Below are 13,402 nucleotides of genomic sequence, written 5' to 3' on the forward strand. Positions count from 1 at the left end.
GCTCATATGACCGCAGGAGACGGCCCCTGTTTGTTGATTCATATGAATAGTCAGCTTAGCCAGCCTCCGGCATCGCGCCGTTGACGCTAACCCATCGCCCCACCCCGTCCCGCGAGTACACAGCCCAGCCGCTCGGCCTGTCCCGCCCAGTGCTCCCCCGCCCCGATCCCCTCCAGTAGTTTCGCCGCCGCCCACTCCAGCGGCAGTTGACGGGCCGCCGCTGCTGCACCGGCAACGCGTAGCGCGCGATCACCGGCGGCCGCAGTGTCCCCCGCCGCCGCTGCGGCAGCCGCGCAGATCAAATCGGTCTTGATCCTATGTCGCAACGACGGGCCCGCGAAAGCGATCACCTCTGCGGCAGCGGCATGTTCGGACGCCGCCACCGGGTCCGCGGTGTACATCGCCAGCTCAGCCCGCACCCAGCGCAACCGCAATTCCAGGCGAGGCCCCCAGATCCAGTCCCCCGAATCACCGCCGGGATCCGTGTGGCGATCAGCGAGTATCTGCTCCACACGTCCGAGAAGTCGCTCCGCGGCCGTGAACATGCCTCGCCCGAGATCGTCGGCGGCCAGTCCGGTCAGGGCATCACACGCTGCCGTCGTCAATTCGGTGTCGCCCAGGTCTCGCAGGCCCGCGATCTGGAGAGCGGCGCCGTCGTGATCCGCCGCGCGATGGTGTCGGCCACCTTGCCTCAGGTGAGCGGCGCGAGTACTCGCAGCCAGCGACCGCAGCGCCGGACCACCGCCGTCACCGTCGATCCGGCGCAACTCGGTCGCGGCAGCGGCATAGAAGCCCTGGCCACCGAGAGCGACGGCCCGGAACCACCGCGACCACGCACCGCCTGCCGGTGGAATCTCTTGCGCGCTCGCGCTGCCGCCAAACGCAATAGCGGGTAATGTGATCTGCATCGCTCTCCAGAGCTCGTAACAATCGAATTAGCGCAGATTTAACGTACCTGCGTCAGCCGAAACGTCGACGGAACGTTGACGATAGATGGCCAAGCGATTTCCGACATGTTAATCGGACGCAGAGCCCGCGTGCCTTCGTAACGAACGACATCCGTGACACCACTACTCCACGTTCGCCCAATCCAGGGCTTTGAGCTGCGGTGATGTCCACAAACGTGATCCCTTTGCACCACATCAGCCACATGGCAGTTGGCTCTGCGTCAATAAACGAATGGTTAACACCGGTCTAACTTTTCTCCGCGGTAGCCCTAAATATCGGGCTATTGACTCCATTTCACCCATTTGCATACGGTGTGCAGGACGACATGGAAAAACGTCGAATCGGTTTCATAACGCTCACAATTAAGCCGCAAAGGCACGTCAAAGAGGAGCAGCAGATGCCTCAACCAAACCACCTCCCAGGACCTAACGCCGACATCTGGGATTGGCAGATGAAGGGCTTGTGCCGCGGAATCGACTCATCGATGTTCTTCCACCCGGACGGCGAGCGTGGACGGGCCCGCGCCCAACGTGAGCGTCGGGCAAAAGAACTCTGCCACCAGTGCCCGGTCGTGGCGCACTGCCGTGAGCACGCGTTGGCCGTCGCAGAACCGTATGGCATCTGGGGCGGACTGTCCGAGTCCGAGCGTGGGATCTTGATGAAGCGCGGCGTCGGCCGGCGCATCGCGAGCTGAGCAACGCACACCATCGACCACGAGTGACTTCCAAGCCGACTTCTTGATGTCGGCCACTTCAAATCAGTGTGAAGACAATTGGCACTGACGTGATATCTCGGCCATCACGAGATTTCCAACTGCTGACAAAACAACGGTGCCCCGGCGAAATCCAGCCGGGGCACCGTTGTTTGTCTGGGCTCGAGGCCCTTTGTTCATGAATCAGTGAGCATGTCCGTGATGCCCGTGTCCGTCACCGGCAGGTTCGTCGGCAGGCTTCTCGGTGATCGTGCCTTCAGTGGTGAGCACCATTCGCGCCACAGATGCAGCGTTGACAATCGCTGAACGGGTCACCTTCACCGGATCTACGATTCCGTCGGCGAGCAGATCACCGTAGGTCAGCGTGCCTGCGTTGAACCCGTGGCCGCGAGGCAGCTCGGCGACCTTGGAGGCCACGACGGCGCCGTCGGCTCCGGCGTTGGTGGCAATCCAGAACAGGGGCGCCGAAGCGGCCTTCTGGACCACCCGGACACCAAGTGCCTCATCACCGGAAAGGCTGTCTGCGAGATCGTCGAGAACAGCTGCGGATGCCTGCACGATGGCAGATCCACCGCCGGGGACGATGCCCTCCTCGACAGCGGCCTTGGCCGCGGCGACCGCGTCCTCGACCCGGTGCTTGCGCTCCTTGAGTGCGGTCTCGGTGGCTGCGCCGACCCGGATGACGGCGATGCCGCCGGCAAGCTTGGCCAGCCGCTCGGCGAGCTTCTCCCGATCCCAATCCGAATCACTGGCCTCGATCTCGCGACGAAGCTGATCAGCCCGGTTGGCGATGGCCTCGGTGGTCCCGGCGCCGTCGACGATGGTGGTCGAATCCTTGGTGACAACAATCCGGCGAGCGCTGCCGAGCAGGTCGAGACCGGCATCGGCGAGGGTGATGCCGATGTCCGAAGTGATGACGGTGCCGTCGGTGACGATGGCCAGATCCTCGAGGAATGCCTTGCGGCGATCACCGAAGTACGGCGCCTTGACGGCCACCGCGCGGATCGTCTTGCGGATCGAGTTCACAACCAGGGTCGACAGCGGCTCGCCCTCGACATCTTCGGCGAGGATCAGCACCGGCTTACCGGACTCGGCGATCTTCTCCAGCAACGGCAGGAAATCGGGCAATGAGCTGATCTTGTCGCGGTAGATGAGTACCAGCGCGTCTTCGAGGACGGCTTCCTGGCTGTCGATGTCATTGACGAAGTACGGCGACAGGTAACCCTTGTCGAACTGCACGCCTTCGGTGACTTCCAGATCCGTGATCAGACCCGAGCTCTCCTCGACGGTGACGACACCGTCGACACCGACCCGCTCCATCGCGCGTCCGACCATTTCGCCGACCTCTTCGTCGCGCGAAGAGACCGTGGCGACCTGCGCGATGGCCTGTGCGCCCTCGACCGGGGTCGCGGCAGCGATCAAGGCCTCGGACAGCGCGTCGGCAGCCTTGCTGATGCCCGATCCGAGTTCGATCGGGTTGGCGCCTGCGGCCACGTTGCGAAGGCCTGCCTTGACGATGGCCTGTGCAAGAACGGTTGCGGTGGTGGTGCCGTCACCGGCGACATCGTTGGTCTTGGTGGCAACGGACTTGACGAGCTGCGCGCCGAGGTTCTCAAACGGGTCTTCGAGGTCGATCTCACGGGCGATGGTGACGCCGTCATTGGTGACGCTGGGTCCGCCGAATGCCTTGGCCAGCACCACATGCCGACCGCGGGGTCCCAGTGTCACCTTGACGGCGTCGGCGAGCTGGTTGACGCCGCGTTCGAGCGAGCGCCGGGCCTCGTCGTTGTATTCGATCTGCTTGGCCATGGGTGTTGTGGCTCCTAGAAAGTGAGTGGTCTGGTCAGTTGGGTGATCGCAGATGCAGAACCGCCCCGGCAGCCCCGCTGGGGGACGCCGGGGCGGTGATCCAATTCAGGTTCGATCGCTCGAGACCAGAATTTACTTGGAGATGACTGCCAGCACGTCACGCGCGGACAGGATCAGGTACTCCTCGCCGGAGTACTTGATCTCGGTGCCGCCGTACTTGCTGTAGATGACGGTGTCGCCTTCTTTGACGTCGACCGGGATCCGGTTGCCCTGCTCGTTCACGCGTCCTTCGCCAACGGCGACAACGGTGCCTTCCTGCGGCTTTTCTTTCGCCGTTTCCGGGATGACCAGGCCGGACGCAGTCGTCGTTTCGGCTTCGTTGGCCTGGACGAGGATCTTGTCCTCAAGCGGCTTGATGTTCACGCTCGCCACGATGTGAGCCCTCCACTTTCGGGGTAGTTCGGGCCCGAGGTGGACCCGTAGCTGTGTCTGACACGTATTCGGCGCCTGGATCGGTCCCGTCGTCGCGGGTGCCGGAACCTCACTGGGCGCCGACTAGCACTCTATACATGCGAGTGCCAGCACTCAAGGTCCGAGGGTGCAAGTCCTCAAGCCGGGACCGCCACCCGGCGCCGCTGGGCGACGATCACGCCGACGGTTATCACCAACGCGACCGTCGTGAGTACGGCGATCACGGTGATCGCCGGGACCATTCCGCCGATGAGTTCTCCCGGCCTTCCGGGCTCAGAACTGCCCAGAATGGCGGTGACCACGGCCATCATCAGGGCACCACCGATCTGGATGCTGGTGTTGACCAGACCCGAGGCAAGTCCCTGCTCCTCGTCGGCAACACCGGCGGTGGCCTGCGAGTTCACCGACGGGAAGGTCGCGGCAAAGCCCGCACCGAGGAATATGACCGTGGGCAGCAGGAAGACCACGTAGCTCGTCCCCGGTTCGACCCGCAGGAACCAGAGGTAGCCGACCAGAAAGGCCACGAATCCGCCGGAGATCAGGAGTTTGGTATCGACGCGGTCCAGCACCCGATCCATGAATACGGCACTCGCCACGACCAACACCCCTGCGGGCAGGAAACCCAGCGCCATCTCCAGAGGTGACCAGCCAAGCGAATCCTGGAGATACAGCGTCACCACGAACTGGAACGCGACGTACCCACCGAACATCGCCGCCGCCGAGAAGTTGGCATGGACAAGTGCGATCGAACGCAGGATCCCCAAACGCAGCAGGGGGTGACGATGGCGCATCTCGATGGCCACGAATGCGACAGCCAACAGCGCAGAGACAACAAACAGGGTGATGGTCGACGGTGCCAGCCATCCGCTGTCGGGAGCTCGAACCACCGCATAGACCAGGCTGAGCAATGCCCCGGTCGACGTGATCGCACCGGCTGCGTCGAATTGGGCCCAGGTGAAGTTTGTCCGCGCCGACCGCGGGATCACCCTGACACCGACAACGAGCAGCAGGAGCGCCACCGGTCCGGGGAAGATCAACGTTGCACGCCAGGACAATTCGGTGAGCAATCCACCGAAGACCAGACCAAGTGAAAAGCCGCTGGCACCGACGACCGTGTAGATCGAGAGCGCCTTGTTCCGCGCGGGCCCCTCGGCAAAGGTGGTGGTGATGATCGACAGTCCGGCCGGAACCGTGAACGCGGCCGCCACACCCTTGACGAACCTCAGGGCGATGATCAGGTTGTCGATCTCGGTCGCCGCACTGATCACCGAGGCGACGCCGAACACCGCAAGGGCAGCCAGGAACACCTTCCGGCGGCCCAGCAGGTCGCTGACACGTCCACCGAGCAGCAGCAACCCGCCGTAACCCAACACGTAGCCGCTGACTATCCATTGCAGTTGCGATTGGTCCATGCCCAGGTCGGCCCCCATGGACGGCAACGCAACCCCCACCATCGAGATGTCGAGTCCGTCGAGGAACAGCGCCCCGGCCAGGACGACAAGCAAGATCCACGTCTTTCGGCTCCACCCACCGGCTGCGGTGACATGGTCGGGCGGCTGCCCGGAATCGGTCCGCCGCGGTTGTGCAGTGTTTCGTTTCAGCTCAACTGTCATGCGACGAACTATATGCAGTTGCATCTTATTCGTCTACATAAAATGTACCTGCATTTAATGCCCTTGCATGTGCTAATATGCGGCTATGTCACACCCGCACCGAAGCGACGACGAGCTGGCCCGGGCCTGGCACGCGCTGTCCGTGCGCTATCACAAACTGCAGTGCGACCTCGACCGCGAACTGCAAGCCTGCCAACAGATCTCGAGCAGCGAGTTCGAGGTGCTCGAACTCCTCGCCACTGCCGCCGACCACAAGATGCGGATGAACGAACTGTCCGGCCAGGTCCATCTGAGCCAAAGCGCGTTGTCGCGGCTGGTATCCGGCCTGGAAAAGGACGGCCTCGTCGAGCGGTCGATGTGCGACACCGACCGCCGGTCGGTGTTCACCGAACTGTCCGACGCCGGGCGGGCCAGGTACGAGGCCGCCAAACCGGTCCAGCGCGCCATCCTGCGAGCCGAGGCCGACGACAACAACACCGGGTCCCTGTGCGGTGCAACGGGATTACACCAAGAAGAGGTAAATCCCTGACGTCGAATCAGGGGCGTCTGGCCGCGGCAACCATTGCCACGCCAGGCAATTCGATGCCGTCACGGGTTTGATACTCGGCAACCGATTTTCGCAACCGGCTGCGCAGCGAGTCCCGCACTTCGGGTGCAAGATTCTTGATGATCGCGGCAAGCGGCCCCGACATCGCCGACACCCTCTCCCACCATTGATCGAAATCTGCTGCGACACAGGGGGTGTCAACCTCCTGGATCGTCACATCGACAAACCCCGCCGCATCGATCAACGCGGTGAGCGTGGATCTGTCGGTAAGCGAGAACGGGCCGGGGACACCTGGCGGCGGGACCTCGAAACCCAGCTCCGCGGTCACCCCGTCGAACAACACTCCGAGCCACGGATTCCGCGCTCGGGCGGCCCACACCGCAACCGAAACCCGTCCACCGGGTTTGAGCACGCGATGCATCTCGGTGAGACCACGTGCGGGTTCGACCGCGAACATCAGGCCTTCCCGGCAGAGCACCGCGTCGAAGGCATCGGCCGGCATCTCGATCTGCTCGATATCCAGTACCGCCGTGGCGATGTTGGCGAATCCCAGCTGCTTCACCCGGTGGGTGGCCACCTCGACCATGTCCGGCGCCACGTCCGACATCGTCACCATCCCGGCCGCACCGACACGGCGCGCTGCATCGATTCCGGCCGCTCCGGTTCCGCACGCGAGTTCCAGGACACGATCTCCGGGCGTCAGAGCGAGCCCGTCGAGCATCACCTCGGTGACCGCGTGCCCGCGCGCCTCGATGTAATCGATCTGCGCAGCCCAGCCGTCGGCCACCGAGTTCCACATCGCGTGCAACTGATTGCGTAACGGATCGTTGTTCTCCTGCTCACCCATCGTGACCTCCCATCAGGGGTTACCACGAGGATGCGCTCAATGTGGGTGGTTGTCACGGATTCTCGCGCGATGATGTCCGCTCGTGACACACCACTGCCGGTCAGTAGGTGCTGACCTGAACCGACAGTCCCGGATCTGTCGCCACGGTCAACGCGGACGGGGATGCCCCACCGGCGATGACATGCGCCCCCAACGTGGCGATCATGACCCCGTTGTCGGTGCACAGGCGCGGCTTCGGAATACGAAGTGTGATGCCTGCGGCATCGCACCGCTCCCGGGCCATGGACCGGATCCGCGAGTTCGCGGTCGCACCACCGCCGAGCACCAGGGTGTCGACACCGACGTCGCCACAAGCCCGAATCGCCTTCATCGTCAGCACATCGGCGACGGCTTCCTGAAACGACGCGGCGATGTCGGCGACCGGCGGTTCCACACCGTCACGGCGGCACTTCTCCACATGCCTGGCGACCGCGGTCTTGAGACCACTGAACGAGAAATCATGGCGGGCATCGCGGGGTCCGGTCATTCCCCGCGGGAACTTGATCGCGTTCCGATCCCCGTGTGCGGCAGCCGCATCGAGCGCCGGTCCGCCGGGAAAACCCAGGCCGAGCAACCGGGCGACCTTGTCGAAGGCCTCCCCCGCCGCATCATCGACCGTGGTACCCAGTTCGGTGATCGGCGCACCCAGATCGGTGACGTGCAGCAGATGCGTGTGCCCGCCCGATACCAGCAGTGCCACACAGGGTGGCATCGGTCCGTGCTCGAGCGTGTCGACCGCGACGTGTCCGCCGAGATGGTTGACCGCGTAGAGCGGAACATCCCAGGCCGCGGCGTAGGCCTTTGCGGCAGCAACCCCGACCAGCAACGCGCCGGCCAGGCCGGGGCCGATCGTCACCGCGATGGCGTCCGGCACCTTGATGTCGGCAGCGCTCAGCGCCCGTCGCATGGTCGGCACGATCGCCTCGAGGTGCGCGCGCGACGCCACTTCCGGAACCACACCGCCGTAGCGGGCATGCTCTTCGACGCTGGAGGCCACCTCGTCGGCCAGCAGCGTGGTGGTCTGATCCGGATTCCACCGGACGATGCCGACGCCGGTTTCATCGCAGGAACTCTCGATACCCATGACGATCATTGTGAATCTCCCGGTTGTGACTGCTCACCGATCGCCCGGCGTCGCATGGTGTAGGCGTCGGCTCCGCTGGGCTGGTAGTAGCCCCGACGCACACCCAGCTGTTCGAATCCGTTGCGGCGGTACAGGTTGATCGCGGTCTCGTTGTCGGTCCGGACCTCGAGGAACACCTGCGCATTTCGGCTGTCGGCAATCTCGAGCAGTGTCGCGAGCAATTCCCGGCCGTGCCCCTGCCCCTGGTACTCGGGATCGACGGCGATGGTGTGGATTTCGCACTCGGGGTCATCGGCGGGGCCGAGCACCGAGATCCCGGCATAGCCGATCAACGTCTCGCCATCGCGCATGGCGAAGTAATGATTGTGGGGTACAAGGATTTCCGACCGAAACGCCTCGGCAGGCCACGGCGAGTCCTCGCTGAACAGCTTCGCTTCGATCCGGGCACATCGTGCCGAATCCCGCGCCAGCAGCGGTCCGATCATTTCTTTCGATCCTTGAGTTCGACCGCGTCGGGCCGACGAAGATACAGCGGGATCAGCGGCTCGGGCGCCACACCGGCGCGCAGGTCGGGTAAAGCCACAGTCACCAGGCCGACCGCGGTCGGTGCGGTCGGGGTCAGGATCGGGTAGTCGTAAAGACTTGTGTGACTCGGCGATCCGGCACTGGCATCGATCTTCTCACCGGCCAGCTTGGAGCCGAGTTCGGCAGGGGCCATCACGTCGGGTCCGTGGGTCCGGACACCGGAGGAGTAACGCGCCCAGTAGACCTCACGACGGCGGGCATCGGTGACCACCAGCAGCGAAGCGACATCAGTTGCCTGCGCGGCAATGCCGTCGAGTGAACACACCCCGTGCACCGGAAGGCCCAGTGCATCACCGAACGCAGCACCGGTGGCCAGCCCGACCCGCAATCCCGTGAACGGTCCGGGACCCTGCCCGACAACGACGGCATCGAGATCGGACCGCGCCAGACCGGCCTCGTCGAGGCACTCGAGAATTCGAGTGGTGAGGATCTCGGCGTGACCGCGGGTGGTCACCTCGCTGCGTTGAGCGCGGATGGCCACCTGACCTGTTTCCGGGGTCACTTCAACGATCCCGGTGACTACTTCGGGAGTGGCGGTATCGATGGCGAGCACAAGCACGATGAGCCAGCGTACCCGTCCCCCGATGATGTGCCGTTTTGGCGCAGGTCACCTGGGCTTTTGTTCGCCAGAACCCCACATCATCGGGGCACGCGGGGGGGGTGCCTGGGTCAGTCGGTGATCCAGCCGTAGGAGGCGGTGCGTTCGTCGGTGTCGATGTCGCGCGAGAGGCGTACCAGCAGGTGCCGCCTGGCCAGCCGCTCGGCCACACCCTCGCCCCATTCGACCACCACCACCGAATCGTCGAGGTCGGTGTCGAGATCGAGTGCATCGAGTTCGTCGAGGCCGCCGAGTCGGTACGCGTCGACGTGGATCATGCCCGGACGGCCCTCGGTACCCGCCCGGTGCTGGCGAGCGATGATGAATGTGGGCGAGCTCACCCGGCCGGTCACGCCGAGTCCGGCTCCGATACCGCGGGCCAGCGCGGTTTTGCCCGCTCCGAGCGGTCCGTCGAGGATCACCACGTCGCCTGCGTTGAGTTCGGCGGCGAGTTTGCGGCCGAAGGCCTCGGTGTCGGCGACGTCCGGCAGGGTGCACTGATGTGGCAGCACCGGGCTCATGACTGCCAGGCCCGCTCGACCAAGGACTCGACGGCGTCGGTGATGGCGTCCGGGTTCTCGAGCATCACCATGTGACCGCAATCCGGTACGCCGACCAGCTCGCATCGCGAGCCCAGCCGGTTGTGCAGTTCCACCGAGTTCGGCAGCGGGGTGACCTTGTCTTCGTATCCGCACGCGACCAGCGTCGGGATCGCCGAAAGAACTGCCAGTCCGGCTGTTTCGTCATGCTCCTCGAGTGACCGCAGAAAGTTGACCACGGTGTCTATCCGGGTTCGCTGGATGACCGACTCGACGAACTCGCTGACCGCCGGTGAATGGAATGTGGATCCGAAACTCCCGGCCGTCAGGACCGGGGCCATCAGCATCCGGGTCAGTCCGCGTCCGGCCTCCACCGCGCGCGGAGCCTGCCGGACAGACAACCGGAAGGCGTCGACCAACGGATTCTGCAAACCCCGTCCCAGACCCACCTCCGCGATGCCGTGCGCAGCCGAGGCCACCAGCCCCACACCGAGAACCCTTGTCCCGAACAGTTCGGGTCGCCGGCTCGCCAATGCCATGATCGCCATCCCACCCATCGAATGACCCACCAGGACAACCGGTCCGGTCGGGACCACCGTTCGCAGGACGGTTTCGAGATCCGCGGCCATCTGGGTGATGGTGCACGACCCGGCCGACGCCTGCCCGGACTCGCCGTGCCCGCGATGGTCGAAGAAGATCATCCGAACGTCTCCGCCCCAGCGCTTTTCGAGATCACGACGCTGGAAATGCCACGTCGACATTCGCAGGCAGAACCCGTGAATGAACACCACCGTCAGCGGTGCATCGGGCGGCCCGACCTCCCGAACGGCAAGTGGCACACCATCGTCGGCGACGACGATGCTCGCGTGATCGGTGTAGATCAGGCCGAAATCCTCGATCGAGTTCGGATCGGGGGTTGCCGGTTGCCTGCGGGTCAGGGAGCGGGCCGCGGCACCGAGCGCCAACGCACCCAGCGTCGCGACACCGGCTGTGCCTGCCAGGATCTCGAGCCGTCCGGATCGCTCCATCAGACCACCTCACCGCGACCGGGTGCGGTGACATAGGTCCGGACCGCGCGGCCACGGATACCCGAGATGATCTCGTAGTCGATGGTGCCGATCGCTTCTGCCCATTCGAGCGCGGTCGGACCACCGTCGGCACCGGTCCCGAACAGGACTGCGCGATCTCCGGCGACCACCCCACCGCCGTCGGGGCCGACGTCGACGACCATCTGATCCATGCAGACCCGCCCCACGTTGGGGTACCGGCGACCGTTGATCTGCACACTCAGCGTGTTCGACAACAGCCGGGGCACACCGTCAGCGTATCCGGCCGGAAGCAGCGCGACGGTCGTGTCGTGCGGGGCCACCCAGCTGTGGCTGTATGAAACACCTTGTCCCGCAGGAATCTTCTTCACCGAGAGCACCTCGGCCGACAAGGTCATCACCGGTATCAGACCGAAGTCACCGCGATCGGGAATCGGTGAGCGCCCGTAGATCGCAATGCCCGGACGGACCAGATCGCGCGCAAGATCGGGCCGCATCAGGGTGGCCGCCGAATTGGCGATGTGCCGCACCTCGACCGGCGCACCCACCCGGGCGAGATCGTCGGCTGCCTCGTCCAGACGCTGCGCCTGCAGATCATTGAGCGGATGATCCGGCTCGTCGCCGCGCACGAGGTGACTCATTGCGCCGCGCATGGTGATCACCTGCTCGGCAACGGCTTTCGCCAGAGCGTCTCGGGTGTCGTCCCACTCCGTGATGTGGACCCCGTTGCGGGCCAGGCCCGTGTCGACCTTGACGGTCACCGATGCGGTGCGTCCTGCGGTGCGTGCCGCGGCCACCACCGCCTCGAGCTCACGAGATGAAGAGATCCCGACTTGGACGTCCGCCTCGATGGCCGAGACGAAGTCCGCATTGCGACCATGCAACCAGGCGAGCACCGGGGCGGTGATCCCCGCGCGGCGCAGTTCGAGCGCCTCATCGATCGTTGTCACGCCCAACTCTGCGGCGCCTGCGGCGAGCGCGGCCCGACCGATCTCGACGGCGCCGTGGCCGTATCCGTCAGCTTTCACCACCGCGATGATCTGGGCGCTGGTGTGCGCCCGCAGGATGCCGATGTTGTGCGAGACCGCCGAAAGATCGATCCACGCTTCTAGTGCCGGAGTGTTCATCACGTCCCATTCTTTCACCTGCGGCCACCGAGTAACTCACGCAAGGTCGGCGACAGGGCCTCGACCAGGGAAGATGCCCCGATTGGAGCCCTGTTGCCCGATGCGGTGATCGCAGCCAACGCGTGTACCCGGGCCGCGGCGGCGCCCGCGAGCGATGCATCGATTCCGGCCGCGAGCAGGCTGCCCGCGATACCGGACAATACGTCTCCGGCACCCGCGGTCGCCGCCCACGACGACCGCGCGTCGTTGACCAGGGCCAGGCCGTCGGCCCCGGTGATCACCGTGGCACGACCTTTGAGAAGTACCGTCGCCCCCAGGTCGGCGGCCAGTTCACGCACTGCCGCGATCCGGTCCGGCCCGGGCGCAGCTCCGGTCAAACGGGCGAATTCCCCGGCATGCGGGGTCAACAGGGTCGGTGCATCGCGGCCGGTGACCAGATCGCGGTGCGCAGCGACCAACGTCAGTCCGTCGGCGTCGATCAGGACCGGCAGATCGGTCGCCAGGACGTACTCCAGCCGCCGGCGCCCGACGTCGTCTGTGCCGGCGCCGGGACCCACCACCCAGGCCTGCACGGTCCCGGCGTTCTCCGGTTCATCGGAGACCACGGTTTCGGGATACCGCGCCAACACGTTCGGACCGGCGCCTCCGGCGTATCTGACCATGCCCGACGTCGCCGACACCGCGGCCCCGGTGCACAGCACTCCGGCACCCGGATAGCGGGCAGATCCGGCGACGATCCCGACCACACCCTGACTGTATTTGTCGTCCGCGGGCCCGGGAATCGGCCACAGCGCCGCCACGTCGTCGTCCGTGAGCTGACCGACCGTTGACCCGGTGGCGTCGATACCGATGTCCGCCACCACGACTCGGCCGCACTGCGCTGCCGCCATCACGTGCGCGATCCGCGCTGCCCCGAAGGTCACCGTGACCGCCGCCTTGACGGCAGGACTGTTGACGAACCCGGTGTCGGCCTCGACCCCTGATGGGATGTCCACCGAGATGACGGGCGCATCCGAGGCGGCCAGAACTTCCGCGGCCGCCGGACGCAATGGTCCGGTTCCGCTGAGGCCAACGATTCCGTCGATGATCAGATCGACTGTGTCGGAGAACTTTTCGACAACCACACCACCGGCCGTGACAAACGCGGCCAATCCGCCGACATGGGTGCGATCGCCCCCGAGCAGTACCGCCTGCGCCTGCACGCCGCGACGACGGAGCTCGGCAGCGGCATAGAGCGCGTCGCCGCCGTTGTCACCAGAGCCGGCGACAACCCCGACCACACGGCCATAGCATCCACCGACCCGGGATTTCAGTTCGGCGGCGACTACTCCGGCGACCGCGTGCGCAGCCCGGCCCATCAACACACCACCGGACAGCAGATCGCCGGTGGCCGCCTCGGCCACCCGGATCTGTTCGGCGCTGAAGTAGTTGATCATG

Annotated in this window: 14 protein-coding genes; 2 read left to right on the top strand and 12 right to left on the bottom strand. The window is 65.2% G+C overall.

All coding sequences use genetic code 11. The features are described from left to right. Positions 1-86 precede the first annotated feature (86 nt). Positions 87-908: a hypothetical protein gene (locus AC1D75_RS24330; RefSeq protein WP_495517910.1), complete on the bottom strand. Its 822-nt coding sequence runs from the start codon at positions 906-908 to the stop codon at positions 87-89. Positions 909-1,345: 437 nt separating this feature from the next. Between AC1D75_RS24330 and AC1D75_RS24335 the strand changes: the two genes are divergently transcribed. Continuing rightward, complete coding sequence (locus AC1D75_RS24335; RefSeq protein ID WP_331884365.1) at positions 1,346-1,642, top strand: WhiB family transcriptional regulator; 297 nt, start codon at positions 1,346-1,348, stop codon at positions 1,640-1,642. A gap of 201 nt (positions 1,643-1,843) precedes the next feature. Here AC1D75_RS24335 and groL read toward each other — a convergent pair whose 3' ends face one another. The 3 genes from groL to AC1D75_RS24350 form a co-directional block, all read right to left on the bottom strand. Continuing rightward, positions 1,844-3,469: a chaperonin GroEL gene (groL, locus tag AC1D75_RS24340; RefSeq protein WP_495517911.1), complete on the bottom strand. Its 1,626-nt coding sequence runs from the start codon at positions 3,467-3,469 to the stop codon at positions 1,844-1,846. Positions 3,470-3,601: 132 nt separating this feature from the next. Beyond that, the gene (gene groES / locus AC1D75_RS24345) at positions 3,602-3,901 is read right to left on the bottom strand and encodes a co-chaperone GroES (protein WP_482138334.1); all 300 of its coding nucleotides are present in this window, start codon (positions 3,899-3,901) and stop codon (positions 3,602-3,604) included. Positions 3,902-4,077: 176 nt separating this feature from the next. Beyond that, positions 4,078-5,553, bottom strand: coding sequence for an MFS transporter (locus AC1D75_RS24350; protein WP_495517912.1), 1,476 nt, complete (start codon positions 5,551-5,553; stop codon positions 4,078-4,080). Between the two features lie 85 nt (positions 5,554-5,638). Between AC1D75_RS24350 and AC1D75_RS24355 the strand changes: the two genes are divergently transcribed. Further along, positions 5,639-6,082, top strand: coding sequence for a MarR family winged helix-turn-helix transcriptional regulator (locus AC1D75_RS24355; protein ID WP_495517913.1), 444 nt, complete (start codon positions 5,639-5,641; stop codon positions 6,080-6,082). A 7-nt stretch (positions 6,083-6,089) separates the two neighbouring features. Here the strand turns inward: AC1D75_RS24355 and AC1D75_RS24360 are convergent, their stop codons facing one another. From AC1D75_RS24360 to AC1D75_RS24395, 8 genes are all read right to left on the bottom strand, one after another. Then, positions 6,090-6,947, bottom strand: a complete 858-nt coding sequence (locus AC1D75_RS24360; protein WP_495517914.1) for a class I SAM-dependent methyltransferase — start codon at positions 6,945-6,947, stop codon at positions 6,090-6,092. Positions 6,948-7,047: 100 nt separating this feature from the next. Beyond that, positions 7,048-8,079: a tRNA (adenosine(37)-N6)-threonylcarbamoyltransferase complex transferase subunit TsaD gene (gene tsaD / locus AC1D75_RS24365; RefSeq protein ID WP_495517915.1), complete on the bottom strand. Its 1,032-nt coding sequence runs from the start codon at positions 8,077-8,079 to the stop codon at positions 7,048-7,050. Then, on the bottom strand, positions 8,076-8,555 hold the full coding sequence (gene rimI, locus AC1D75_RS24370) for a ribosomal protein S18-alanine N-acetyltransferase (protein WP_495517916.1): 480 nt from the start codon (positions 8,553-8,555) through the stop codon (positions 8,076-8,078). Before rimI ends, tsaD begins: the two co-directional genes overlap by 4 nt. Beyond that, a complete protein-coding gene (gene tsaB / locus AC1D75_RS24375; protein ID WP_495517917.1) occupies positions 8,552-9,214 on the bottom strand; it encodes a tRNA (adenosine(37)-N6)-threonylcarbamoyltransferase complex dimerization subunit type 1 TsaB in 663 nt (220 codons plus the stop codon). The genes rimI and tsaB overlap by 4 nt, the downstream gene beginning before the upstream one ends. A gap of 110 nt (positions 9,215-9,324) precedes the next feature. Then, on the bottom strand, positions 9,325-9,774 hold the full coding sequence (gene tsaE, locus AC1D75_RS24380; RefSeq protein WP_495517918.1) for a tRNA (adenosine(37)-N6)-threonylcarbamoyltransferase complex ATPase subunit type 1 TsaE: 450 nt from the start codon (positions 9,772-9,774) through the stop codon (positions 9,325-9,327). Next, a complete protein-coding gene (locus tag AC1D75_RS24385; RefSeq protein WP_495517919.1) occupies positions 9,771-10,820 on the bottom strand; it encodes an alpha/beta fold hydrolase in 1,050 nt (349 codons plus the stop codon). Before AC1D75_RS24385 ends, tsaE begins: the two co-directional genes overlap by 4 nt. Beyond that, complete coding sequence (gene alr / locus AC1D75_RS24390; protein ID WP_495517920.1) at positions 10,820-11,965, bottom strand: alanine racemase; 1,146 nt, start codon at positions 11,963-11,965, stop codon at positions 10,820-10,822. Before alr ends, AC1D75_RS24385 begins: the two co-directional genes overlap by 1 nt. 14 nt (positions 11,966-11,979) lie before the next feature. Beyond that, positions 11,980-13,401, bottom strand: a complete 1,422-nt coding sequence (locus tag AC1D75_RS24395) for an NAD(P)H-hydrate dehydratase (protein WP_495517921.1) — start codon at positions 13,399-13,401, stop codon at positions 11,980-11,982. Position 13,402: the final 1 nt, after the last annotated feature.

Source organism: Williamsia sp. Y712 (assembly GCF_059445525.1).